Source organism: Mesorhizobium sp. M0152, from assembly GCF_040322415.1.
Taxonomy (GTDB): domain Bacteria; phylum Pseudomonadota; class Alphaproteobacteria; order Rhizobiales; family Rhizobiaceae; genus Mesorhizobium.
Window position 1 is genome coordinate 14492 of record NZ_JAMYTH010000044.1, and the last position, 25032, is coordinate 39523.

Below are 25032 nucleotides of genomic sequence, written 5' to 3' on the forward strand. Positions count from 1 at the left end.
GGGCGCACGAGGTCATGCGCCCCCGGCTGCCGCTGATCAGACGAACTGGGGAAGGCCAGGAACGGAATTGAGGACCTCGTCCACGAGTTCGTCGCCGGCATGTTCCTTGGCGCAGGCGATCGTCTCGTTGGCGAGGCCGGCGATCTTTGCCATGCTGAGACCCTCACTCATCAATTGCTGGCCGAGCCCCATAAGGCCGCCACCCTCTGGGTCGTCGCCATGATACTTCGCTACTAATTCCGAAGCTCCCGGAATGGCCTCGATCATGCGCGCAACGGGACCGTCGGCCGCGTGGCTTTGCAGGAAACCCAGCATTAACCCAACGCCCTTCTCTGCGAGAGCCGGGCCGATGCCGGCACCAGTGGCGATGCGCGGTAAGAATTCTTCCATGCAGGGTCTCTCTCTCTTTGATAAGGTTTACACGGGGCCGGTCCGGCGCCCAGCGCCCTTGGCCGAACCACAATTGAACTCCACAAAAATAGGCCGGCGGGAGTGCTATTGCGCGTAAAACCGCCTCTGTCAACGCAAGCTGCGTCGGACGTGCGTGTTTCGCAAACCGAAGATCATTCCAATTCACATCATTACGCATTGGCAACCGCACAGTTTGCGGTGGCTCGCTTATGGGCCAATGCCCCGCGCCCGTCAAATGATGACGACAAGGTGGTCATCGCCTAGGATCTGTGGATCGAGGTGTGAGGCAGTTACAGCCGGTGGACCTGCTCAAACGCCGCGCCGGCACCAGGGCTAGATTGGCGATACTGCGCGTATTGGCCATGTCTTTCCTCGCGTGATGGGATGTTCGTAGAAGCGGAGCTATATGCCGGTGTGACGATCGACAAGGCGGACCGGCTATTCCGATAGGACATCCATACTGTCGCATAGACCGTCGCTGCTTAGGTATTGAAACCGCCATCGCTGGTGACATCGCAGTCGGCGGGTGTCGATAAGGTCGATTCACGCAATCAGCCGGTCAGGACGAACGAATGAACCCTGAGGTTTCAGAAGCTCACTTTTCGCAAGGCGTGCAGCGCACATCGTGCAAGAGATTGCCATTCTTGCGGATGCTATCGACTTTCTCAACGATGGCGGGAAGATCGCAGTGACCGAATCTACGAAGCCGCCCCCAGGGCGTGCTTTGATGCATACAAACGGTTGCCGAGCAGGGATACTCCTCCTCCCTGAAGTCCAATCGAGAAGAGCGATCACTTCCAAGAGGGTCCCAGCTCGGCCGCGAAAACAGGTGCCAGACCCCGATCCTCTCCCTCAACTGATCTAGCTCAGGGCGTTCATGAGCCGCAGATCGCATAGTGGCTGCGTGCACGACGCAGGAAGACCATTTATGAAAATCCTATTCAGAACGATGGCTGTCACCTTGCTGGCACCCACCGCCTTTGCTGCGGATTCGATCCCCACCGACCTCAGAGATACGGCATTGGCCACCTTCAGGGCTTTGCCATCCACCACGCCGACAGTCGCCAACAACCCGATCACCCCGGAAAAGATCGCTCTCGGCAAGGCACTGTTCTTCGATCCACGCGTCTCGGCGTCAGGCGTCTTGTCGTGCAACTCGTGCCACAACCTGGCCACCGGCGGCGACGACAATCACGAAACCTCGATCGGCCATGGTTGGCAGAAAGGACAGCGCAACGCGCCGACTGTACTGAATGCTGTCTTCAACATCGCTCAGTTCTGGGATGGTCGTGCCGAAGACCTGAAGGCTCAGGCGAAGGGACCGGTCCAAGCCGGGATCGAAATGGCCAATACACCGGACCAAGTCATCGCCACGCTCAAGTCCATGCCGCAATATGTCGAGTGGTTCGATGCAGCTTTTCCGGCTGAAGCGGATCGGGTCACCTTCGACAACTTCGCCAAGGCGATCGAAGCCTTCGAGGCGACACTGGTCACACCGGCCCCGTTCGACAGCTTCCTGAATGGTGATGAGGTTGCCATGACTCCCGAACAGAAACAGGGCCTGGCGCTTTTCATGAACAAAGGCTGCTCGTCCTGCCATGCCGGCATCAACGTTGGTGGGCAAGCCTATTTCCCATTCGGCCTCGTGGAACAGCCCAGCGCCGAGGTCCTGCCGGAAAAAGACAAGGGCCGATTTGCGGTCACCAATGCAGCCGACGATTCCTATGTTTTCCGCGTGGCGCCCCTGCGCAACGTTGCACTCACCGCGCCATACTTTCATTCGGGCAAGGTTTGGGATCTGAAACAGGCCGTTGCCATCATGGGAACCACCCAGCTTGGCGTGGTACTGGCGGACGAAGAAGTCGACCTGCTTGTTGCCTTCCTCAAATCGCTGACCGGAAAGGCACCCGAGGTCGCCTATCCCATCTTACCCGCCGAAACGGCGACAACACCCCGGCCTATAATGCAGATCTTAGGAAAATAAAGCCCAGCTGATCGAGAAACATCGCAATTGACAATGATTGCGACTTTTACTGGGACGAGACGATCGCGACGTCCATGAGAAGCAAATGGCTCGTTTCCAAAGTGCAGACACTGCTTCCGTCACCAGCTCGTTGCGATGGAATCATGTGTGGGATCTGGCGTGCGACATGCCAAGGAAGGTGTCTGACGCATGACGCTCGCGCGCTGTCGATACCGCGCGGCGGCCAGCCATCGCGCTGGCGGCCGAATAGCCGCGCGCCGGAGTGACCGGCCCCCCTTAGGGCGATGGGGGAGCCACTCCGTCCTCCATGTCCAGCGATTCTTCGACTGCTTCCGGATTCCGGGCGATGGTCCAAAGGAGAGTATTCGCCGCTACATCCGGTTTCGAGCGACCTTGCTCCCAGTTTCGAAGCGTTGCCAGATCGAGGCCATACCTCACCGAGAATGCCTCCTGAGAGAGCTTCGTGCGATCCCGGACTTCGCGAACACTTATCGGCCGCGGCGCATGAACCTTCGCGATCACGCCTGCGGACGACAGTTCATTCTTCAGTGCCAATAGGTCGTCGACGCAAGGAACCGTCACGAACGCCTTGCCGTGATCGACCATCTCCGTGAGTATCGCGTGGGCCGTCCTCAGTGGCAACTGTCTCTTGACGAGAATCCGGGCGGCCTCAGGAGTATTCGCGCCGTGAAGAAAACTGAGGCTCAGTCGGACGGGAGAGCCTGACGACACCAGGACGACGTCCCGGGTTCGCACCCGTTGTCCGAACCGCTCCATGAATTTCGATGTAGTCGACATTAAGCTTCTCCGCGATCACTCGACCGAGCTTGCGTAATTTGGACCATCCCCACTGGACCTCGGCATCGCCCCCAATATGCAGGTCACGGACGACAAGATGATTACTGCCCATCTCCACGTTGCCCAAGAGCTGAAGCACGCCATCGGGCGTGACCACGTCAAAGAGGAGGCATGGGTCCTCCGAAATATCCGCGTCCAGGATGAGTTCGTCGTCATCGGGCTGCACACCAGATCCCTACGCAAGTTGCTTATAGAAGCTAAGTCGGGCGCTGGCGAGGGTCAAGGCCTTACCGATTTTCCGAATTGGCGGGACGCTGGCAACATCCGAATCCTGCCACCTCGACCCGTAGTCTGCGCTAATCGACTGGGGAAGCGGACAGACGCGCAGGTCGCCACCTGAGCGAACGCGACAGGCGGTCTAGTTTAAGAAAGACGCATGTACGATTTTCCGAGCGGCGCGGCCTGTATGTTCCGAAGGAGCCGATATTAAAGCGTATCGTCCAAATTGATATTTCCTGCGCGATTACGTGCCGAAGGGAAGTGCTCATTCTCGCTCGAGTGACTTATTTCAAAGGATGTGATCGCGTATTGGCACATTTACGGCCGACATGCGGCAGCCGGCAACTCACGTCATGGTGAGGAAGGAGAAGCATCAGGCCTACGCTTTCTCCCGGAGCGCACGTGCTGCAGCGACCATGTTCATGAGGGCAGGGCGGACCTCCTCCCATTTACGTGTTTTGAGGCCACAGTCCGGGTTTACCCACAGTTGGGCATCCGACAGTCGCTCGCGGGCAAGCATGACGAGATCCGAAATCTCACGGACTCCCGGGAGGCGTGGTGAGTGAATGTCATAGACTCCGGGACCGATTTCGTTCGGATATTTGGAGCTCGTGAAGGCGTCCAGCAGCTCCATTTTCGAGCGCGAGGTCTCAATCGAAATGACATCCGCATCCATTTCAGCGATCGCGTCGATGATCTCGTTGAACTCCGAATAGCACATGTGGGTATGGATTTGAGTCGCGTCATTTACACCCGTTGAAGCGATCCGGAAGCATTCGACAGCCCAGTCGAGATAGACTTTCCAGTCAGACTGGCGCAGTGGCAATCCTTCGCGAAACGCGGCCTCATCGATCTGGATTATCCTTGCGCCGGACCTTTCGAGATCCGTCACTTCGTCGCGGATGGCGAGCGCGATCTGGCGGCAGGATTCGGAGCGGGGTACGTCGTCGCGAACAAAAGACCAGTTGAGAATGGTCACTGGGCCTGTGAGCATTCCCTTAACAGGCTTTTCCGTAAGCGACTGGGCGAATTGCCACCAGCGCACTGTCATCGGATTGCGCCTCGATACGTCGCCGAAAATGATGGGGGGACGGACGTAGCGCGACCCATAGCTTTGTACCCAGGCATGCTGGGTGAGCGCGAAGCCGGACAACTGCTCGCCGAAATGCTGTACCATGTCGTTTCGCTCGAACTCACCGTGCACCAGCACGTCCAGCCCGATCTCTTCCTGCCAGCGAATTGCAGCCTCGATCTCCTTCTTCAGGAACGTCTCGTAGTCGACATAGCTCAGCTGGCCCTTCGCATGAGCGGCCCGCGCCTTGCGTACCTGCGGCGTCTGCGGGAAGGACCCGATGGTCGTCGTCGGGAACGGCGGCAGCCCGAGTGAGCCGGCTTGGACTCTGGAGCGCTCGGCAAAAGCGCTCTCTCGTCGCTTCATGCTATCGTCAATGCTGGCGATCCGCCCCTGAACAAGCGGGTCATGGATCCTCGTGGATGTCACGCGCGTGGCGGCAGCCTCGGCAGACGCTTTCAACGCGCCAGCCACCGCATCTCTGCCTTGGGACAGGGCCCGGGCCAGCAACACCAATTCGTCGGTCTTCTGGGCCGCGAAGGCGAGCCACGAGCTGATGTCGGCGTCGAGTTCCGTCTCCATGCGCAGGTCGATCGGCACATGCAGCATCGAGCAAGAAGGCGCGATCTCGACGCGGTCCAAGGGCCAGCCGGCGACGATCGATTTGATGCGGTCGAGAATGGCGGGCAGGTTCGCACGCCAGACGTTGCGGCCATCGATCAAGCCAAGCGAGAGCACCAGATCCTTCGGAGCGAGCCGACCCACCGTTTCCAGCTGCTCGGGAGCGCGCACGAGATCAATATGCAGCCCAGCCAGGGGCAGAGAAACCGCGGTTTCGAGATTGTTTCCCAGCGGCCCGAAATACGTAGCCAGCATGATCTTCAGCTCGGGCGCGGCTTTCGACAGCTGTCCATAGGCGAATTCGAACGCAGCTCGTTCGTTCGGGTTCAGATCGAGGACAAGCGCTGGCTCATCGATCTGCACCCAGTCGGCTCCCGACAGCTTCAGCCTCTGCAGAAGTTGCTCGTAGACGGGCAGCAGCCGCGATAGGAGCGCGATGGGACCGAACCCTTCGGCAGGCGATTTCGCCAGCTTGAGGAAGGTGATGGGTCCAAGGATGACTGGGCGTGTGTGAATGCCGAGAGCTTTAGCCTCGAGGAAGTAATCGACCGGTTTCGTTGACGAGAGGGCGAACGTCTGATCATCGTCGAGTTCCGGCACAATGTAGTGATAGTTGGTGTCAAACCACTTGGTCATTTCCATCGCGGTTACATCAGGCCCATGAGCCGCCTGCTGGTGACCAGCGTGTCCACAACCCTCCGTCTGACCCTGGTTGCCGCGCGCCATTGCGAAGTAGATGTCAAGTGGGACCTCGCCGCTATTCCAGCCGTAACGGGATGGAACGGCGCCGACCATGGCTGCGGTGTCGAGCACATGGTCGTATAGCGAGAAGTCGTTCGACGGGATTTTCGACACGCCGCGATCGTGCTGCTCCTCCCAGCTAGCGGCACGGAGCGCCTTCGCCGTCCTGAGAAGGGCGGCGGCGGAAGATTTTCCGGACCAGTACCTTTCAAGCGCGAATTTCAGTTCTCGCCGACGACCGATGCGCGGCACGCCGAGCGTTGCTACAGGAATTTGCTGAGAGACAGTCATGTCATACCCCGATGGTTGGGGCGTCGGTGACAAGGAAGGCGCTAGCAGGCCGGCACCAACGCCGGGTTGCAGCGGCCACCGAGACACCCCGCCCGTGGACGTAATTCGCCGTGGCAGGTCTCCTGGCTCGCGGGGTCATAGCCTCTACCCGTCTTCCCGAGGGTATTCGCCTCAGTGACATGAGTGGGGTTGGCTCGCCGCTAACAGTTGCGGGGGCAGCGCCGGCATCGCACCGGCTTCCCTCTTAGCTCCGCTCCGGCAGCGCCGTGCGGAGAACCACAACCCGCAGACAATCACAGCGGTCCGCACTTTGTCAATATCGCATAACGAAATGTTTATGTCGTTATGTATTCGCTCTTTTACACCTTGTCTTCATTCTGAAATATTCAGTCCGCCCATTGCCGTCGCTGGCACCCCCGCCACCATTGTTCATAATGGTTTCCTGTCAGGCTGCGACATTCCTCACCGTTCATCCATGAAGGATTTCGGACAAGATGGATGGGAGTGACAACGTGGTCGAATGCAGAAGATGGCATTGGTGGCGATGTTTAACGATGCAATCGTGGGCCGAAAGTGATGCGTGCATGGCAGAAGCGGTTGTCTCGAAGTGAACGCCAAACCATGGTGCGGGGGGAAATGGCACGCCAGGTCGTGACCACGACCCCTGGTGACTAGGCAATCGGTGGTAACTGCGCTCGGCGGCAAGAGACCACACTGGCCGGGGCCCGGTCCAAAGAGCAAGGCACGACTGTGTCCCGATAAGCTTTTTAAGCGTCATTCAGGCGGTAAGTATAAGTATCTCATCTCAAAGCGCTAGGCAGTCGAGGGACGCGGAATTGCGGCAAAGCTCGCGTGCTTCATATTCTGCATCATATGGTCGGCAGGACCCAGTTTTTATCCAGTGCACGCATCAGCGCGGTGTGCAATTCGGGCTCGGTCCGAAGGAAGGCATTTAGGCCTCGCTCATCCAGCCCAAGCCGAGATAGTGGAAGTGGTCCGCAGGCACGGTAATCCGGCTCTTGTCCAGTTGCCGAACGAAGTCCGCTGACCAATGGTGGATTGTATACGCCTCAAGTTTATCCATCATCCCCCGCCAGCGTTGGATGCGTTCTTCGCGCGGCATGCTGGCCGCTCTTGAGATCGCTGCAGCTATCTCATCGGGGAGCCTCGGATCTACCAGCAGGGCGTCCTCACCGAAGTCTTCGGCCGCGCCGGCCAACTTCGATAACACCAGAACGCCAGGTCTGGCCGCCGTCGATGACGATGCGCTCCGGCCGGCCATGGCGCGTCAGCACCTTGCGGAGGAAGCGTTGGGCCGCCACCAGGTCACGGTTCTCGCTAAAGAAGAACTCGACCGTGTCGCCGAGGATGTCGATAGCGCGGTAGAGATACATCCATGGCCGCGGACCTTGATGTACGTCTCGTCCATATGCCACTTGCTGCCGACCACACGCTTGCGCCGGTTGAAGCGCTCCAGCAGCTGCGGCGAGAAGTGGGCGACCCAGCGATGCACAGTGGAGTGGTCGACCTTCAACGCGTTCGGCCATCATCTCTTCCAGATCGCGCAGGCTCAGAGTGTAGGCCAGGTACCAGCGCACGCACAGCAGGATCACCGACTGGTCGAAATGGCGGCCCTTGGACATCACGTGCTCCTCCACAGCTGAGGCGTTTTTCTTGCCATGCTCCGCTTACGGAAAGGTTTGCGACAGAGCCGGATCACGGATCGATCAAAATGGCGGCCTTTGAACATGACAAACTCCCGGAAAAAAGAGCAAGCGTCATGCAGCAAATGACCTTTCCGAAAAGTTTGCGACAGAACCATGATGTTCAGCGAAGATTTCTCGTTCATGCTGAACAAGGTCCCCGGTGCCTATTTGCTCATCGGCAACGGTGACAGTTCCGGGCTGCACTCGACGACGTATGACTTCAACGATGACATCCTCGTACGTGGCGCCGCTTTTTTCTACAATCTTGCAAGAGATCATTTCGCATGACGTTAGCGTGAATTCCAAGTCGGAAAGATTTAACAGTCCCGCGCCTCCCCCCTTTGCGAGGCCGGACCTCGCATCGCCAAAAGCTAACTGGACTGGCAACATTGACGAGAACTGGCGCTATATCCAAGGCCAGTTGGCAATGTAAATGACATCAACGCCGGACCGTCGGCTTACAGTTCAACGGCCAAAGAGTTGGAGACACAATGACTTTCCTGCGCGGTTTGTCCGCTTTTCCCATCACCCCCGCTGATCGCGGCGGTAATATCGATGAGCCCGCATTGGAAAAACTTCTTGCGCGCTTGATGGAGGCAAAGGTCGATTCTATCGGCCTGTTGGGAAGCACGGGCAGTTACATGTTCCTGTCGCGCCAACAGCGCCAATGCGCAATTGAGGTGGCCATCGATAAAGTCGGTGCTGATATTCCCTTGTTGGTCGGGATTGGAGCGCTGAGGACGGACGAAACCGTGCAACATGCCAAGGATGCCAAAGCGATCGGTGCGACAGCCGGCTTGCTGTCTGCAGTGTCGTACGCACCTCTGACCGAGGATGAAGTGTTCGAGCATTTCCAAACAGTCGCATTGGAATCCGGTTTGCCGATTTGCATCTATGACAATCCCGGAACAACGCATTTTCGGTTCTCATCCGCCTTGGTCGAAAGGCTGTCTCGGGTGCCCGGGATCGTCGCCATCAAAAACCCCGGTTTTGGCCCGGCCGAAACCCAGCGCCATCTGGAGGACCAGCGCTCACAGGTGCCAGACGGCTTTTCGATCGGCTACAGTGGAGACGCGCAGTGCACCGAGGCGATGATTGCAGGTGCGGATACCTGGTACAGTGTCATTGGCGGACTTCTTCCCGATGCCTGTTTGAAGATCGTCAGGGCTGCACAAAGGGGCGATGCGGCCGAGGCGCGCAGGATCAATGCCAGCCTCGAGCCGCTCTGGGCTCTGTTTAAACGGTATTCCGGCCTGCGGGTTGTCTATGCTTTGGCGGAGGCATTGGAGATCTGCCATGCTTCACCTCCCCTGCCCATCAGGTCACTTTCCGAGGACGCGCGGTCAGAGGTTTTGGCAGTGCTAAAGCAGCTTCCAGCCGATGTGATCAGCCTATTCAGATGAGCAGATAGCCATGATCATCGATCCCTCGGTGGGCACTCCCCTGATAATGGCGTTCTCGGCCTACATTCTGGCCGCATCCAGTCCAGGGCCGAGCAATCTTGCCATCATGAATACTGCCATGAGCCGGGGCCGTGTCGCAGCGCTTGCACTGGCTGCCGGCGTCGTCTCTGTCTCCTGGATGTGGGCAGTGCTCGCCTCGACCGGCGTTGCAACGGTATTGAAAGCCTGGCCGAGTGCTCTCAATGTCATCCAGTTCATCGGAGGCTGCTATCTGCTCTATCTCAGTGCACGGTTTGCCGGCTCCGCGCTTGCCGGGAAAGACCTTTCTGCAACGCCGGAGGCGGCGCTGTCCCGCACAGAGTTGGGCAAGATCTATCGGCGCGGGATCGCCCTGCATATCGAGGCCATCATGGGCTGGATTGCAACAATTTCTCTCGGGTTGCAGCCGGGTACGCCCGTCTACATGCCCTTTGTCATCATGCTGGGGTGTGCGTTTCTGGCCGTGGTGATTTTCGGGGGATATGCGATCGTGTTTTCGCTCCCTTCGGTTTCGCGTGTCTATCAGAAAGCGCAGCGATGGATCGACGGCGTTCTCGCAGCCTTTTTTGTCATCGCAGACGTTCGGCTGATTTATGCCACTATCGGACCATGGATCTTGTCTTGATGGGGCCACCCGGCCAAGCGCGACCGGGATTGCCCCCATCACTCCCGGGGTCTATCGCACTTGTATAGACCCGTCTGAGCGAAGATGACACGTAACGCTTTGTCCGCTATAGGACGCATAATCGTCGATGCCAACGCTGCGACGCAAGGCACTATGGCAAGGGACATCCTGGAAAAAGCCTGCACAAATGGGAACATGCGGCCGTTTCGGCTTGTCTTCCAGCCATTGGCCTGCGCCGTAGACTTTCAACCGCTGCTATCGATCAGCACATGCAGCGGACCGTCCTCGGGATGCCGCTGCCGCTTGGCCGATCGTTTCCATATCTGCGCCGGCGGCTTAGCGTCCTGTGATCGGGAACCGGTAGTTCAAGGCCCATCAGGTCGAGCAGCGAGGTCGTCAATCCCTCCCTCTGGCGCAGACGAAGCCCGAACACGCATCCCAGTGTCAAGGCCGCCTCGATGGCGAGATCGGAATAGCGGGGCTGGCGCCGCGGGTCGTTCTTCACGGCGCATGCCAACTGGCGAAGGCTTCTTCTGTCAACCACAGCGTCAGACTGCCGCGCCGCCCAAGCCCGCCTCGTATTCCGGACAGTTTATCACCTTTAATTTCACCTTCGCGACTCGGTGATGGCGGCTGGCATAGTGTTTGTAGGGCGTCGGGCGAAGATCATGTCGTTGGCGATCTCGCCTGCCTATCGGCAAACCCTTGAAAAATGATCCACGCACCAACGCCTTCCAGAATAGAATACGCGTCCAAATATTACGCTTATTACACAACGGTGAAATAGGCTTCAGAATCCTTAATGAAACGTCACCCACGATAGTAATCCTCTATGGTAAACACCAAGGGCTTCCAACTCCAGAAAGGATAACGTTATGTCAGAAAATGTAATCCAGTGGCAGGCGGACACTGGCCGCGGCTTGGGCGTGAATGACCAGATCATCGGCGCCCCTGTGGGGCTTTGGCCCCTCAGCGGATCAGGCGCCACGCTCGTTTGGAATATTGAGCTGAGCAAGAATGTCATTCTGCTCGATGCGGGAGGCAAGACCCTCGCCCTTGACTTCAAGGACGGGAAGATTGCCCACCAGGTTCCGCTTGTCCTTTCCGAATATAGGGGTACGCCGACAAAGTCCCAGCAGTGGAACCTCCTCGTGCGTCCAGGCTACATCACCTCCCTCGCCGACACCTCCCTGGTTGTCGACGACCGAGATCGGAGGCCTGAGCCCGGGAGCCCCGTGTGGGCCTATTCGTTCAATGGCTCCGTAGCGCAGCAGTGGAAAGTCAAGGACCCGTTCCAAGTCCTTGCGGCCCTGACCCAGGCCGCGTAGCAATTCTGTGAGCGGCGGGGCGCTAATGATGGCTGCGGCGGGAAACGATGGTGCTTGTGGCTGACGGTCGCGGTGTTCATGCCATCGGTCTATGCCGCAAATCCCTGAACGCGAGTTAAGGTGATAACCCACCAGCAAAGATCGTGGTCCGAGCCGTCGCCCAAGGGGAGTCGCCACCGCCGCTGCTGCATTGCACCTCGTGTCCTCCCCCGGTGCCGAGAGCTGAAGCGGGTACCCCTTCCTCGGAGCCAGGATAGAGGAGCCAGGATAAAAAAACGGATTATTCCGCCTTTGCTTGACGTGAATTAACAAGGGGCGATGTCACCGATGACAGATTCCAATCGCCCGCCAAAAAGGAGAACTCACATGAAACGACTTGGTCTTATCTGTCTGACCGTACTTTCCCTCATCGGAATTTCCTTCTTTGCGACAGCAGAAGCAGTTCAGAGGCCCGCCGATGCAACCATGACATTTTCCGGCGGCAGCGTGGCTGCTGGCGTTGGCTACACGTGGGGTGCCGGAGCCCTGAACTTCGAGGGTAAATCCTATCCTTTCACCGTTTCGGGATTGACCTTCATCGATATCGGAGCCGAGCGAATTGACGGCGCCGGAACCGTTTACAATCTGAAGAAGGTCGAGGATGTCGCCGGAACCTATGTCGCGGCCGGCGCAGGTGCGACACTCGCGGGCGGCGGCAGCGTCGTGGCACTCGAAAATCAGAATGGCGTCATCGTGCATTTCCATTCGACCACGTCGGGATTGAAGCTCAATCTGTCGGCCGGAGGGATTGTCGTGAAGCTGAAGTGAATTTTCTGGCTGGCTGCTCATCTTTGGGTGGCCAGCCGGATTCACACCGCATCCGCCCCGCGCCTGTGGCGTCGAGCCGTTAGCGTGGCTGCGCCACGTCCTCACTCAATTGCCTCAACGCAACGAGGACGCTGATATCTACGATCTGCTGCCCTTCAACTTCGCCAAAGCAACAGCAGCCTGATCAGACCAGATACTGTTCCCAATTCGAAGGCCATCCCTTGAAAGCGCCCGCGTCAACGCGCAGCGAAAATAGCGCTTACAGAGAATCCGTGGCTGGGGCAGGAAGTTTGGGCTGGACTACGCCCGGGCCTGCGCCGCAAGCAGCCCAGTCGAAGTGATATCTGGCACCTCGATCGCCGGCGAGAAGCATTGGTTAGGCGCCGTCGCTATGAGCAGCGGTACTCCGGTTTTCATGGTGCCCACTGCGTTCGGCGCGGCAGACGCTCACAAACGCGCAAGAACGGCGGTCGGTTGCATCGTCGTCAGTGTCATGGGCCGGCGGCGGCGTCCAGCCAGTCATGCGCGCGGCCTTTTGTTCTGTCCACCAATATGCCCTGTTGCCGGGCGGGTGCTCGGACGCCTCGGCCACGGAGCCGACCAGCATCGTCTTGTTGCTGCCTCCCTTTGCATCGACGCGACATAACGTGCGGGCCGACGGCTGGTTCCATCAATCCGACCGCTGGCGCGGCGCGGAGAGTGGCATGAGCGGGGGTGACAGGTACTCAGAGTACTCCTAGCGACAGAGGAGTAGCATCCCTGCCTCCGTAGCGGCCCCAACGAACGCCTTTTAAACCTCGTGGGGGGGTCAATAGCGGCTAAGCAGGCATCTGCCGCCAGATAGGCCTCTATTGGGCCACTGAAGAAGCTGTTCCTTGGCCCCCTGAACGTGGCTGATGTTGCACCGGACACCGCCACGGACCGGTGGTCTTAATGGCGACCGGAGAGTAGAAAAACCGAGGAGCATCAAGGCCCCCTGAGGTCGAACTGCACGAACTGACCGTGAAGCGTGGCCAAGTCCATGATGGTCTCGACCAATTCACAGTCGGTCACTTGCAAATCGGGATCAGCTTTGCGGACTGCCGCAATCGTGTCCCGGACTGATACGATGCTGCCAATCGGGAGGGGACCGATCACCGCGTCCACCGCCGCTGTGGCCACGGGCTTATAGACCGCTTGAGATTTCATCACAATCCTCGCGTGCAGAACCCCATGCGGCCATCTTATGGGTCACCAAACGAAGAAATCAAGCCAAGTTGATGGTCCACATCCGAGCTATAACCAGTGAGTTTCGGACGGTTTTTCGCGTCCTTTCTGATCAAGCACAAAAAGGACCGATCATTCTTCGGCGCCGGTTTGGTTCCGATCAAAAGTCACGACGGCGACCCTGCGTTTCAGGTCTGCGGTGTTCAGGAGGTCCACCAGATCGTCGGCATCCTCCATGTCGAGACCTATCGCTGATCGACCATCAGGCTCAGCCGGGCGTTGTTCGGAAAGAAGCAAGGCCCCGCGAAAGACGTCCAATGCCGGAAAAGCGAAAAAGAACCAGGAGGCGCTTGACTTCAAACCGCCGAATAGAGAAGTCAGTCGGTGAAGGCCACCGAAAGCGGCGGAGTTCGTGGCTTCGACGCCGGCAAGAAGGTCAAGGGCCGCAAGCGGCACATCGTCGTCGACACGCTGGGCCTGCTGGTAGGCGTCGTCGTTCACGCCGCCGACATCCAGGACCGCGACGGCGCGCCGGCCGTCCTGAATCCATACTCGAGCGCTGGCCGTGGCTGCGCCATGTCTTCGCCGATGGTGGCTATGCAGGGCCGAAACTGCGGGGAGCCCTGCAAAAGATCGGCAAGTTCACCATGGAGATCGTCAAGCGGTCGGACAGCGCCAAAGGCTTCGAAGTCCTGCCGCAAGATGGGTCGTCGAGCGGACCTTCGCATGGCTGGGCAGATGCCGAAGGCTGGCCAAGGACTTCGAGCGATCCATCGAATCCGCACAGGCCTGGGTCTTCATCGCAAACATCAGCTTCCTCACCCGACGCCTCGCAAGGACCTGAAAACATGGCGGTCATTCCGATTCAGACACTTAGGCGTTACAGGAGCGCGATCACGCCGAGGCCGGCGACGGTGATTCAGGGAGCGTCTGGTCGCGTGGTCATTCACTGATTTGGATCAATGCGTTTCATGATTCGGACAACTATTCTACTGGCGTCACTCTGGTTAGATAGAAGGCTCGCTTATGTTCAGAGGTAACGGGATTGGAAGGCTACTTGCTATCCGCGCTTTTCTGCCGATTGCGGCTTTGGCCATCGAAGTGGCGACGGCGAGTCCATCCCATGCCGCAGGGACGGTGGTAAACGTATCGCTTTGGGACAAGGGAGTAGAAACGGCTATGGCGACCAACCTCGGGTTTCCCGCGGTCGGCGAGGATATGTCGAAGGTGACGATGGGCATTGCCCTTAGCGTGGACACCGTCAATGCTGGCGAGATAACGTTCGAGGTTCTCAACTCATCGAAGGACACAACCCACGAAATGATCATTACGCGGCTCAGGGATTTGTCGAGGCCGTTTCCATACAACAGCAGCGAGAGTAGGGTGGACGAGAATAAAATGCCGGGTATTCTAGGCGAAGTCTCCGAGCTCGATCCGAATAAGACTGCCGTCCTGCGGCTTGATCTAAAGCCGGGCACGTACCTTCTCTTCTGCAACATTCCGGGTCACTTTACATCCGGGATGTGGGCGGTCTTCACGGTCAAGTAGGCTCTGTCGCAAACCTTTCCGTAAGCGGAGCATGGCAAGTAACACGCCTCAGCTGTGGAGGGGCACGTGATGCTCAAGGGCCGCCATTTCGACCAGTCGGTGATCCTGCTGTGCGTGCGCTGGTACCTGGCCTACAATCTGAGCCTGCGCGATCTGGAAGAGATGATGGCCGAACGCGTTGAAGGTCGACCACTCCACTGTGCATCGCTGGGTCGCCCACTTCTCGCCGCAGCTGCTGGAGCGCTTCAACCGGCGCAAGCGTGTGGTCGGCAGCAAGTGGCATATGGACGAGACGTACATCAAGGTCCGCGGCCATGGATGTATCTCTACCGCGCTATCGACAGCCTCGGCGACACGGTCGAGTTCTTCTTTAGCGAAAACCGTGACCTGGTGGCGGCCCAACGCTTCCTCCGCAAGGTGCTGACGCGCCATGGCCGGCCGGAGCGCATCGTCATCGACGGCGGCCAGACCAATTACGAGGCGATCCTTTCCTGCGACGCTAGCCGGCTGTGGCAGCGATCGCGGCGACCGCTGAAGCCGATCCGCATCCGCAATAGCCGGTATCTCAACAATCGGATCGAACAGGATCACCGGCGTATCAAGCGCCGCGTTCGAGCCATGCTCGGCTTCAAGTCGCAGGCGAGCGCCGTGGTTATCCTCTCCGGCATCGAGATGATCCACATGATGCGCAAGCGACAGGCGAGGTATGCCTACAATCCCAGTCTGTCGATCGCTGAGCAATTCGATATCCTCGCTGCCTCACGGACAGGCCGAAATGGCCGTTCACAACCCCATTTCCAGGTTTGCGACAAAGCCAACATTTCTCAAGCGTTTCAAAGGAGAGCACTATGCCGCGTAAGCCAGTAGCCGAAGCCAACGCACCGACAGCCACCGTCCACGACTTGACCTTGGTCAGAGGTCAAGGAGGGGAATTGCATCAGGTTGCGGAGGGTGACACTGACGTCCTGACAACAGCCCAGGGCGGCCCGCTCTCAGACGATCAGAACACTCTCAAGATCGGCGCACGTGGCCCCACGCTGATCGAGGATTTTCATTTCCGCGAAAAGATTTTTCATTTCGACCATGAACGCATTCCTGAGAGGGTTGTGCACGCGCGTGGCTATGGCGCGCATGGCTTTTTCGAAACCTACGAGTCGCTCGCAAAATATACGCGCGCCGACATGTTCCAGCGGGCCGGAGAAAAAACGCCGGCATTCGTCCGGTTCTCGACGGTGGCCGGCAGCAAGGGGTCATTCGACCTCGCCCGTGACGTCCGCGGGTTTGCCGTGAAACTCTACACCAGTGAGGGCAATTGGGACATCGTGGGAAACAATATCCCGGTGTTCTTCATCCAGGACGCGATCAAGTTTCCCGATGTAATCCATTCGGTCAAGCCGGAGCCTGACCGTGACTTTCCGCAAGCCCAATCGGCGCACGACACATTCTGGGATTTCATCAGCCTGACGCCGGAATCGATGCACATGATCATGTGGGTGATGTCGGATCGCGCCATCCCGCGCTCTTTCCGCTTCATGCAAGGGTTCGGCGTGCACACCTTCCGGCTTGTCAATGCGGCCGATGAATCGACGTTCGTGAAATTCATCTGGAAGCCCAAGCTTGGCATGCAATCAGTCGTGTGGAACGAAGCGGTCAAGATCAATGGCGCAGATCCCGACTTCCATCGCAGGGACCTCTGGAATGCCATTCAATCCGGCGATTTCCCCGAATGGGAGTTATGCCTGCAATTGTTCGACCAGGAGTTTGCCGACAATTTCGACTTCGACATCCTTGATCCGACCAAGATCATTCCAGAAGAGATCTTGCCGCCAATACCTGTGGGGCGCCTTGTTCTCGACCGCATGCCGGATAATTTCTTCGCCGAGACCGAGCAGGTCGCGTTCATGACCCAGAATGTTCCGCCTGGCATCGACTTCAGTAATGATCCGCTGCTGCAGGGCCGCAACTTCTCCTACCTCGACACTCAACTCATACGCCTGGGCAGCCCCAATTTCACGCAGCTGCCGATCAACGCGCCGAAATGCCCATTCCATCATTTCCAGCAGGACGGCCACATGGCGATGCGCAACCCGGTTGGACGGGCCAACTACCAGCCGAATACATTCGGCGTCGGCCCGCGCGAATCCCCTGAGCGTGGGTTCCGGCCGTTCGCTGACGGCGAGGAGGGCCAGAAGGTCAGGCTTCGTCCCGAAAGTTTTGCCGACCACTACAGCCAGGCCGCCCAGTTCTTCAACAGCCAGACCCCACCTGAGCAACGCCACATCGCTCAGGCCTTGACCTTTGAACTGAGCAAGGTTGAAACCCCAGCCATCCGCGAGCGGATGATCGCGCACTTGCTGAACATCGATGAGGGTCTCGCTGTCACGGTCGCCGACAAGCTTGGCATCACCGAGATGCCGAAGCCGGCCGACGCCGCTGTATCGCCGCGGACGGATCTCGAGCCCTCGCCAGCGCTGAGCATCATTGCCAATGGCCCGGAGAGCTTTGCTGGCCGCAAGGTTGGTGTCCTGATCGGCACCGGCACGGACGCCGGTCTCTTCAAAGCCTTACAGACTGCCATTGAGAATGAAGGGGCCGCTATGGAAGTCATCGCGCCAAAGGTTGGCGGTGCGGTGGTCAGCGATGGCACCAAGATTGTGGCCAAGCATATGATCGATGGTGGCCCATCGGTATTGTTTGACGCGGTCGCCATCCTGCTCACCGAAGAGAGCGCCAATCTGCTGGCCGGCGAAGCAGCGGCTCGCGATTTCGTGGCCGATGCCTTTTCTCATTGCAAGTTCATCGGCTTCACGCCCGGCTCCTTGCCGCTTCTGGCCAAAGCGGGCGTCGAGCCCGGCGCTGACGAGGGAATGCTGCCGCTGGCCGACAAGGCGAGTGCCACGGATTTCATTGAAAGTTGCCGGGGTCTGCGGCTGTGGGCGCGGGAAGCGGCGGTCAAACTGTAAGACCGCGTCTTTCAGGCTTGCAAAAAGGGGCCTGCAAAGTGGGCCCTTCATTTTGATGAAGTTCTGACAAAGCGCCGCGGCTCCGAATGAATGGCGTGCGACCGGTTCTCGTTTTGAACCGTGCGGTGACCTACGTATCGGTTTGTGAAGGATCAACAGCGGCTTCACCATGTGATTGGGGCGAACGTGAGCCCAACATCAGCCAGCACGGTCGCGATGTCCATGCTGATTGACACCTCCTCCTCAAGGCCAAGACGACAGGTAGGCTGAACATCAATCGGACTAGGAAGAACTCCGCTCACCGGTATTTGACTAGAGCAACACACTGCGGTGACAGGAGAGGCTAAGGCGGCTCTGTCGCAAACCTTTCGGTAAGCGGAGCATGGCAAGAAACACTCCTCAGCTGTGGAGAAGCACGTGATGTTCAAGGGCCGCCATTTCGACCAGTCGGTGATCCTGCTTTGCGTGCGCTGGTACCTGGCCTCACATGGGCTTCTTGGGGTCAAGGATTAAATTCAGCAACGCATGAGCAGAACCCCAGGACTGTTTCGGCATCCAAGGTCTGAGCCCGATTTGCATGACCGGCCGTCTCCGAGCACGATCAACCTCACATGCGGTCGCCGTTCAGTACGGCTGCAAGGGCTCAGGAGGATGAAACCATTCTACAAAACGGGCATTCAGGCCATGCTAGGTATCGGTTCATCCACCTGGATCGGCCAGGACTGATCGGGTCCTGGCGGATTACGGGATTAGGGTCAAACAGGCCTTCATCACGGCGCCTTCGATCACGATGCCGGCGGTTACATACTTCCAGAGTGCGACTAGCAGCTTGCGGGCGAGCGCCACAATCATTGTCTTACGCATCCGCCCGCCGTTTTGCTGAACGCGTCCACGGAACCAGAGAGCAAGCGCCGATTGCGGTTGATGGCGCAGCCATAGCCAGGCGAGTTGAACCATCGTCGTTCGCAGCCGCGGATTGCCGGATTTCGACACGCCTTGCTCACGATCGACCGAGCGCTTTGCCAAGGCGTCGGCGCAAGGCCGGCGTAGGCCGCCACTTGCCGTCGGTTGTCGAAATGGCGGAACAACCCTTCCGACCAAAGCATGGCAGCAAACTCCGGTCCGATGCCCTTCACGTCTAGCAACATCGCCGCCGAGGCGGGCGTTGCCGCGTCTTGCGCCTCGGCCAGCAACGCGGCTCGCTCCGCCTCCACGCCTCCACGCCTCCACGCCTCCACGCCTCCACGCCTCCACGCCTCCACGGCCTTGACTTGCTCGAGAAGCAGTTCCAGCCGATCGAGTTCGCGGCATATCTGCGCTTTGAGATGCGCTGGCAGCGCTCTGCCATCGCCGGTCCGCAGTTCCTCAAGCCGTGCCCGCCGATCGCGGCGCAGCGGTTCGTATCCGGAGATGCCCTGTGCAAATAACAATCCCTTGATACGGTTGACGTGGCTCACCCATTCGCCGGTTAGCACCTTGCGCTGTCGAGTAATGCGACGGCGGTCTTCCTCTTTCCGGCCGGGGGCCTTGACCATCGCGCACACCCGCGGCTCGCCGCGCTTGTAGGCCAGCAGCGCCCGCACCATGGCTTCGCCGTCGATCCTGTCAGTCTTCGCCTGTCGGCGACGGGTCGCGATCGAGGCGGGATCGACGACGTGGCTTTCAATCCCTTCAGGAGCCAGAACCCGTCGAGACCGGCTTCCTGGATCACAATGATCGGAAAGTGTCGTTCCGTTCGCGACAGCGCCTTCTCAAGAAGCCATGAAAGGCGCGCCAGCAGCCCGGTGGACCGCAACTTCCTCCGCGGCCATGCTGGCGATGGGATCAATGCGCTGCTCGTCGCCGCAGGCCAAAATCTGCGCCTGATCCTCACGGTTCTCGCTCTTTGGCTTGCCTGGTGCCTGCAAACACTCCAGTCGAAAACGGCGAAATCGGATGCTTCCATCCCTCTTCACGGGTTCGGAATATCAACGCCTTAACCGTTATTCAGGGCCGACTCGATAAACGCCATCTGCAGTTTCCCTCCGCCGAGAACCCACACATCTCCGTCGCTGAGACTTCGGTGATGAGATCGTCTACGTCGCTGCGCGTCTCCAGACGTCCCTTAGGATTCGGAATCGGCTGGGACGTGACAACAAGAGGACGTTGGTCGTAGTAGGCCCAAGGGGCGTCGTCCCTGGCGAGAAAGTCATAAGTGCCTCGCCCCATGACAACTACCCTGATTCGCTTGATGAATTTGCGGTAAAGGCAGACGGCTGACGAACCAAGCTGCACATGCCGAGCGAATGGGTTGGCAGATGGCCAGCATTTGGCAGGGATCCCTAATCTGGTGGGCGTTCAAACGCGACGCCGATCCTGAAGCGAGTATCCGGACCGTACTCGAAGACTGGTGTCGGAGCGTCGGTGCGATGTGGGGGATCATTGGTGTCTGAATCGGAATGACCGCCATATTTTCAGGTCCTTGCGAGGCGTCGGGTGAGCAAGCGGATGTTTGCGATGAAGACCCAGGCCTGTGCGGATTCGATGGATCGCTCGAAGTCCTTGGCCAGCCTTCGGCATCTGCCCAGCCATGCGAAGGTCCGCTCGACGAACGTCTGTACAATGTTGCGTGGAACTGGTCATTTTGCTTGGTGATTTTGGGCGTGCTGGGCCATCGAGCGGGGGAACCCGGAAGATGATCTCGATGTGGGCATCGTCGATTTCGACCCGACGAACCACGGAGCGGATGATCTGCCGCATGCCGGCCCGATCGAGGCCGGCGAGCCCTGCTGTCACCTTCTTCCAGACGGCTGATGAGGAGTGAGAGGTCGCGTTCGTTCTCGGCCACTTCGACGGCCGCTCGGTGCCGCTCCTGAAGCTGGGAGAGGCGTTGTTTCAGGCCAGCGATACGCGGTTCGAATTCCGCCTTGTCGATGACGCCTTCGGCATAGCTGTCGATCAGCCGGCCGATGCCGCGACGCAAGGTGGCCATCTGTCGTTCCAGGCGGACGATCTCATCCGGCTCGCGGATTTCGTCGCGGGCTTGGCGGAGGCGGCGGCGATATTCGTCGGCCACACGACGCGGGTCCTCCAGAAGGCCTTTCACCTGATCCCACACTGCTTCTTCCAGGTGATCGCCGCGCACCGCCGGGTTATCGCACACGGCGTGGCCGCTGAAGCGGTAGCCATCCGCACCGATACAGCGATAGTAGCGCAGCGTGTTCGTGGGGTCATACTTGCGGGAACTCGGGGCGCGCTTGCCATAATAGGCGTAGCCGCAACGCCGACAGACCGTAAGGCCCTGCAGCAGCCAGTCCGCGCCGGGCATGCGTTGGCGCTTGCGCTTGCCGTTCTCCTCAAGCTGTGCACGGGCCGCCTCGAACACGGTGCGATCGACAAGTGGGGGAACAGGGATCTCGATCCACTCTTCAGGCGGAACGAGAACGCGGCAAGTGGCCCGCGACGAGGGCTGCGGATCGCCGCGGATTGGCCGCAACCGTGGTCGTGGTGGCAAGTAGCGGGCTCGCCCGAAAGCGGCGCGTCCGACATAGGCGGGATTGGCAAGCATACCGCGGATCGTGGAGGCGTGCCAATGCATGGCTCCTGCCCGCGTTTGGCAGCCCATCTGCTTGAGCCGCCGGCACACGCGCTGACGGAGCCGGAACGGGCCGCGTGACGACGACCGCGACGGCTCCGCTCGAGGATCTTGGCCCGCTCATATTCGGCGATCACCCCCTGACCTGGAGCAAAAGATCATCTTCGGCCGTGCCACCAATGGGGCGGTTCAGGAAGACGATGTCCACACCGGCACGACGGAACTCGTCGATCAGCAGCGCCTGATGGGCGTAGCGGCGGGCGAGCCGATCGGGAGCATGGACGTAGAGACGCTCGACGTGGCCACTGGCAACCGCATCCCTCAGCCGCTCCAGCGCCGGGCGAAGCAGAATCGAACCGCTGTAGCCGTCATCCAGATAGCTGTGACCTGGCTCAAGCACGAAGCCATCGGCGGCAATGCGTTCCTGCAACGCAATGACCTGACTGGCGATCGTGTTGTCGCGCGTCTGGGCCTCGCTGGATACCCGTGCATAGAGCGCGCATCGCATCTCGGTCATTGCTCACCTCCCGATCGCGCCATTACTTCCTTCACCTTCGATGAGCGGCCCGGAGGACCGTCCGGCCGCTGGCTTGTGCGCCGTATCATCGGCACAAGGCGGGCATAGGCCTCGAGCAGATGTTGGGGGCCGGTTCTTGTCGCTTCGAACGACACATGCACGCGCAGCACAGGGCGATCCTTGCGCCGGACCATGTGCGCCTCCATCGGCCAGCTCGCAGCTGGGCCGTCGATGGCGCATTAAATCCTGTGGTGGCTCTGATTCGCCCGCGACAAATCGACTCGCATTCCGACCGCGACGAGCCTCAACAAGCTGCCGCTTACGGCTTGGACGCTCGATGCGCACCGACCACTCAAAGGCAAACTTGGCAACATTGTACAGCGGTTCACGACCCATCGGTGCGGCAGGACTTCGAAGCCTTTGGCGCTGTCCGACCGCTTGACGATCTCCATGGTGAACTTGCCGATCTTTTGCAGGGCGCCCCGCAGTTTCGGCCCTGCATAGCCACCATCGGCGAAGACATGGCGCAGCCACGGCCAGCGCTCGAGTATGGATTTCAGGACGGCCGGCGCGCCGTCGCGGTCCTGGATGTCGGCGGCGTGAACGACGACGCCTACCAGCAGGCCCAGCGTGTCGACGACGATGTGCCGCTTGCGGCCCTTGACCTTCTTGCCGGCGTCGAAGCCACGAACTCCGCCGCTTTCGGTGGCCTTCACCGACTGGCTTCGATATGAGCGAGCTTTGACACAGTTCGGCACTGCGATAATCGCGACAGTAGGGCAGCTGGTTAGTTGCTCGCGCATCTACAGCAACCCAGCCCGTTCAGCCTCGCGGCGCAGATTCTGTCGCGGCCGAGGACCGAGCTGCTGGATCACCAATCCGGCGGCCAACGAGCCGAGATCGCCACAGGTCTTGAGGTTGCGGCCCTGCGTGTAGCCATAGAGGAAACCGGCGGCATAGAGGTCGCCGGCGCCGGTGGTGTCGACCAGTTCGCGGATCGTCGTCGCCTGGATGGTGACGGTCTCCTCGCCGCGCACGATCACCGAACCTTTTTCGGAGCGGGTGACGGCGGCAATCTTGCAATCCTTGCGGATAGCCTCCAGCGCCTCGTCGAAGGATTTTGTCTGGTAGAGCGACTTGATCTCGTGGCTGTTGGCAAAGACGATGTCGACCGTGCCCGAGCGCATCAGTTCGAGGAACTCGTCGCGGTAGCGGTCGACGCAAAACGAATCCGACAGTGTCATCGACACTTCGCGCCCGGCCTCGTGCGCGAGCTTCGTCGTCTGCCGGATCGCCTCCTTGGCGCGCGGCGGATCCCACAGATAGCCCTCGAAATAAGTGACCTTGGCGCCCGAAGCCTTGTCCGCTTCGACATCCTCGGGGCCGAGTTCGATGCAGGCGCCGAGATAGGTGTTCATCGAGCGCTCGCCGTCCGGGGTGACGAAGATCATCGAGCGTGCCGTCGGCGGCTCGCCCTTGAGCGGTTTGGTGTCGAAGGCGACGCCCTGCGCATGGATGTCGTGCGCATAGATTTCGCCCAGCGCATCGTTGGAGACCTTGCCGAAGAAGGCGGCGCGTCCGCCGAAGCTGGCGACGCCGGCGGCCGTGTTGCCGGCACTGCCGCCGGAGGCCTCGATCGCCGGGCCCATGCGGCTGTACAGCAGCTCGGCGCGCCTCGTATCGATGAGGTTCATCGCACCCTTGATGATGCCGTTGGTCTCCAGGAATGCCTCGTCGCACTGGGCGATGATGTCGACAATGGCATTGCCGATGCAAAGCACGTCATAATCCGGCATCAATGTCTCCGCCAAAACCCGAGCCGGCTTCTCGCCACGCCTGCCAGGCGTGGCTCTGCCCGGTGGGAATGGGCTTTCCGCTTGCCAATCCGTTCGCCGGCGGCTCTCACGGGGCGGCGAGTCCTGCCTCGCGACGCAATTCGTCCGCCCTGTCTGTCTTCTCCCAGGTGAAATCAGGCTCTTCACGGCCGAAATGGCCATAGGTCGCTGTATTGCGGTATATAGGGCGTAAGAGATCAAGCATCTTGATAATGCCTTTCGGTCTGAGATCGAACAACTCAAGAATGAGGCGCTCGATCCTGCTTTCCTCAACCCTGGCTGTCCCGAACGTGTTGACCATGACGGAAACCGGACTGGCCACGCCGATTGCGTAAGCAAGCTGCACCTCGCACACGTCCGCAAGTCCGCTAGCGACGATGTTCTTTGCGACATAGCGGGCCGCATAGGCAGCTGAGCGGTCAACCTTGGACGGGTCCTTGCCCGAGAAGGCGCCGCCGCCATGACGACCCATCCCGCCATAGGAATCGACGATGATCTTGCGTCCAGTGAGACCGCAGTCGCCGCGCGGCCCGCCGACTACGAACCGCCCCGTCGGGTTGACCAGAATTCTGATGCCTTCCGTCTCCAGGTGGGTCGGCAGGACAGGCTTTATGATTTCCTCAATGACGCCCTCGCGGACAGTCTCTTGCGAGACCTGCTCGTCATGTTGCGTCGACACGACGATGGTATCCAGGGCGACCGGGCGCAACCCCTCATACCGCACTGAGACTTGGGATTTCATGTCAGGACGCAACCAGCCAAGCTGTTGTGCCTTCCGGACATACGCCTGCCGTTTCGTCAAGCGATGAGCGAGCTGGATCGGCAAAGGCATCAGGGTATCGGTTTCGCGGCATGCGTAGCCGAACATGAGGCCCTGATCTCCCGCTCCCTGCTGGAGGTCTTGCCCTCTTCCCTCGTCAACGCCTTGGCTGATGTCGGGCGACTGCTCGGTGAGGGCATGAACGACGGAGCAACGCCGGCCGTCAAAGCCGACGGCCTCGTCGTCGTACCCAATGTCGAGAATCGTATCGCGCGCAACTTGGCTGTAATCCACCTGCGCATCGCTGGTAATCTCGCCAGCCAGAACGACTATCCCTGATTTTACCAACGCTTCACAGGCGACGCGCGCCTTGGGATCTGCGCGGAGGATGGCATCGAGGATGGCATCCGAGATGTTGTCGGCCAACTTATCCGGGTGCCCCGCGCCAACCGATTCGGAAGAGAACACGAACTGCCTAGCCATGAATACCTCGCTTCGGGTGTTGGATGTGGTATGGGCATTTT

The 25032-nt window shown here is 59.5% G+C and carries 18 protein-coding genes, 11 pseudogenes and 1 riboswitch; of the genes and pseudogenes, 13 read left to right on the forward strand and 16 right to left on the reverse strand.

Features of this window, described 5'->3' with window-relative positions:
• Positions 1-36: 36 nt before the first annotated feature.
• Complete coding sequence (locus NKJ26_RS28620; RefSeq protein WP_023737108.1) at positions 37-390, reverse strand: hypothetical protein; 354 nt, start codon at positions 388-390, stop codon at positions 37-39.
• A 949-nt stretch (positions 391-1339) separates the two neighbouring features.
• On the opposite strand from NKJ26_RS28620, the gene NKJ26_RS28625 reads away from it, so the two are divergent.
• On the forward strand, positions 1340-2395 hold the full coding sequence (locus NKJ26_RS28625) for a cytochrome-c peroxidase (RefSeq protein WP_352698767.1): 1056 nt from the start codon (positions 1340-1342) through the stop codon (positions 2393-2395).
• 276 nt (positions 2396-2671) lie between these two features.
• On the opposite strand, the gene NKJ26_RS28630 is transcribed toward NKJ26_RS28625, so the two are convergent.
• The 5 genes and pseudogenes from NKJ26_RS28630 to NKJ26_RS28650 form a co-directional block, all read right to left on the reverse strand.
• Positions 2672-3001 carry a helix-turn-helix domain-containing protein gene (locus NKJ26_RS28630; RefSeq protein ID WP_352607984.1) on the reverse strand — a complete coding sequence of 110 codons (330 nt, stop codon included), beginning with the start codon at positions 2999-3001 and terminating at the stop codon, positions 2672-2674.
• A gap of 64 nt (positions 3002-3065) precedes the next feature.
• On the reverse strand, positions 3066-3419 hold the full coding sequence (locus NKJ26_RS28635; protein ID WP_352698769.1) for a hypothetical protein: 354 nt from the start codon (positions 3417-3419) through the stop codon (positions 3066-3068).
• 432 nt (positions 3420-3851) lie between these two features.
• Positions 3852-6197 carry a 5-methyltetrahydropteroyltriglutamate--homocysteine S-methyltransferase gene (metE, locus tag NKJ26_RS28640; RefSeq protein WP_352698771.1) on the reverse strand — a complete coding sequence of 782 codons (2346 nt, stop codon included), beginning with the start codon at positions 6195-6197 and terminating at the stop codon, positions 3852-3854.
• A 95-nt stretch (positions 6198-6292) separates the two neighbouring features.
• Positions 6293-6493: riboswitch (cobalamin riboswitch) on the reverse strand.
• A 656-nt stretch (positions 6494-7149) separates the two neighbouring features.
• Complete coding sequence (locus NKJ26_RS28645; protein ID WP_352698773.1) at positions 7150-7479, reverse strand: trehalose-6-phosphate synthase; 330 nt, start codon at positions 7477-7479, stop codon at positions 7150-7152.
• A pseudogene (locus NKJ26_RS28650) lies at positions 7400-7840 on the reverse strand (IS6 family transposase); the annotation flags it as partial. The gene NKJ26_RS28645 and the pseudogene NKJ26_RS28650, both read right to left, overlap by 80 nt.
• Before the next feature lie 177 nt (positions 7841-8017).
• Between NKJ26_RS28650 and NKJ26_RS28655 the strand changes: the two are divergent.
• The 3 genes from NKJ26_RS28655 (at position 8018) to NKJ26_RS28665 (ending at position 9970) form a co-directional block, all read left to right on the forward strand.
• On the forward strand, positions 8018-8191 hold the full coding sequence (locus tag NKJ26_RS28655) for a M20/M25/M40 family metallo-hydrolase (RefSeq protein WP_352698775.1): 174 nt from the start codon (positions 8018-8020) through the stop codon (positions 8189-8191).
• A 203-nt stretch (positions 8192-8394) separates the two neighbouring features.
• Positions 8395-9306 (forward strand): dihydrodipicolinate synthase family protein, encoded by a 912-nt coding sequence (locus NKJ26_RS28660; RefSeq protein WP_352698777.1) that lies wholly within the window; start codon positions 8395-8397, stop codon positions 9304-9306.
• Between the two features lie 10 nt (positions 9307-9316).
• A complete protein-coding gene (locus tag NKJ26_RS28665) occupies positions 9317-9970 on the forward strand; it encodes a LysE family translocator (protein WP_352698779.1) in 654 nt (217 codons plus the stop codon).
• A 210-nt stretch (positions 9971-10180) separates the two neighbouring features.
• On the opposite strand, the pseudogene NKJ26_RS28670 reads toward NKJ26_RS28665, so the two are convergent.
• Positions 10181-10581 (reverse strand): annotated as a pseudogene (locus tag NKJ26_RS28670) (transposase); the annotation flags it as partial.
• A 264-nt stretch (positions 10582-10845) separates the two neighbouring features.
• On the opposite strand from NKJ26_RS28670, the gene NKJ26_RS28675 reads away from it, so the two are divergent.
• The 3 genes and pseudogenes from NKJ26_RS28675 to NKJ26_RS28685 all read left to right on the forward strand — a co-directional run.
• A complete protein-coding gene (locus NKJ26_RS28675; protein WP_352608302.1) occupies positions 10846-11298 on the forward strand; it encodes an RICIN domain-containing protein in 453 nt (150 codons plus the stop codon).
• A gap of 327 nt (positions 11299-11625) precedes the next feature.
• Positions 11626-12105 carry a hypothetical protein gene (locus NKJ26_RS28680; RefSeq protein ID WP_352608300.1) on the forward strand — a complete coding sequence of 160 codons (480 nt, stop codon included), beginning with the start codon at positions 11626-11628 and terminating at the stop codon, positions 12103-12105.
• Positions 12106-12163: 58 nt separating this feature from the next.
• Positions 12164-12289 (forward strand): annotated as a pseudogene (locus tag NKJ26_RS28685) (transposase domain-containing protein); the annotation flags it as partial.
• Between the two features lie 782 nt (positions 12290-13071).
• Here NKJ26_RS28685 and NKJ26_RS28690 read toward each other — a convergent pair.
• Entirely contained in the window at positions 13072-13293 is a 222-nt protein-coding gene (locus tag NKJ26_RS28690; protein WP_352608298.1) for a hypothetical protein, read from the reverse strand.
• 402 nt (positions 13294-13695) lie between these two features.
• Between NKJ26_RS28690 and NKJ26_RS28695 the strand changes: the two are divergent.
• The 5 genes and pseudogenes from NKJ26_RS28695 to katE all read left to right on the forward strand — a co-directional run.
• A pseudogene (locus NKJ26_RS28695) lies at positions 13696-13809 on the forward strand (transposase); the annotation flags it as partial.
• Positions 13810-13876: 67 nt separating this feature from the next.
• Entirely contained in the window at positions 13877-14155 is a 279-nt protein-coding gene (locus NKJ26_RS28700) for a transposase (protein WP_352698782.1), read from the forward strand.
• A 182-nt stretch (positions 14156-14337) separates the two neighbouring features.
• The gene (locus NKJ26_RS28705; protein WP_352698784.1) at positions 14338-14859 is read left to right on the forward strand and encodes a sulfocyanin-like copper-binding protein; all 522 of its coding nucleotides are present in this window, start codon (positions 14338-14340) and stop codon (positions 14857-14859) included.
• Between the two features lie 69 nt (positions 14860-14928).
• Positions 14929-15618, forward strand: a pseudogene (locus NKJ26_RS28710) (IS6 family transposase); the annotation flags it as partial.
• Positions 15619-15707: 89 nt separating this feature from the next.
• Positions 15708-17822, forward strand: a complete 2115-nt coding sequence (katE, locus tag NKJ26_RS28715) for a catalase (protein WP_352698786.1) — start codon at positions 15708-15710, stop codon at positions 17820-17822.
• 741 nt (positions 17823-18563) lie between these two features.
• Here the strand turns inward: katE and NKJ26_RS28720 are convergent.
• Positions 18564-19602, reverse strand: a pseudogene (locus NKJ26_RS28720) (IS110 family RNA-guided transposase); the annotation flags it as partial.
• Between the two features lie 4 nt (positions 19603-19606).
• On the opposite strand from NKJ26_RS28720, the pseudogene NKJ26_RS28725 reads away from it, so the two are divergent.
• Positions 19607-19801 (forward strand): annotated as a pseudogene (locus NKJ26_RS28725) (hypothetical protein); the annotation flags it as partial.
• 17 nt (positions 19802-19818) lie between these two features.
• On the opposite strand, the pseudogene NKJ26_RS28730 reads toward NKJ26_RS28725, so the two are convergent.
• From NKJ26_RS28730 to metK, 7 genes and pseudogenes are all read right to left on the reverse strand, one after another.
• Positions 19819-20066: pseudogene (locus NKJ26_RS28730) on the reverse strand (dihydrofolate reductase family protein); the annotation flags it as partial.
• 209 nt (positions 20067-20275) lie between these two features.
• Positions 20276-20410: pseudogene (locus NKJ26_RS28735) on the reverse strand (IS5/IS1182 family transposase); the annotation flags it as partial.
• Between the two features lie 551 nt (positions 20411-20961).
• Positions 20962-21426: pseudogene (locus NKJ26_RS28740) on the reverse strand (recombinase family protein); the annotation flags it as partial.
• Positions 21427-21529: 103 nt separating this feature from the next.
• The gene (locus NKJ26_RS28745) at positions 21530-21913 is read right to left on the reverse strand and encodes a recombinase family protein (protein WP_352607553.1); all 384 of its coding nucleotides are present in this window, start codon (positions 21911-21913) and stop codon (positions 21530-21532) included.
• 239 nt (positions 21914-22152) lie between these two features.
• A pseudogene (locus tag NKJ26_RS28750) lies at positions 22153-22638 on the reverse strand (transposase); the annotation flags it as partial.
• Positions 22639-22716: 78 nt separating this feature from the next.
• Positions 22717-23709, reverse strand: a complete 993-nt coding sequence (locus NKJ26_RS28755) for an adenosine kinase (protein ID WP_352698788.1) — start codon at positions 23707-23709, stop codon at positions 22717-22719.
• A gap of 106 nt (positions 23710-23815) precedes the next feature.
• Positions 23816-24991 carry a methionine adenosyltransferase gene (gene metK, locus NKJ26_RS28760; RefSeq protein WP_352698790.1) on the reverse strand — a complete coding sequence of 392 codons (1176 nt, stop codon included), beginning with the start codon at positions 24989-24991 and terminating at the stop codon, positions 23816-23818.
• Positions 24992-25032 lie beyond the last annotated feature (41 nt).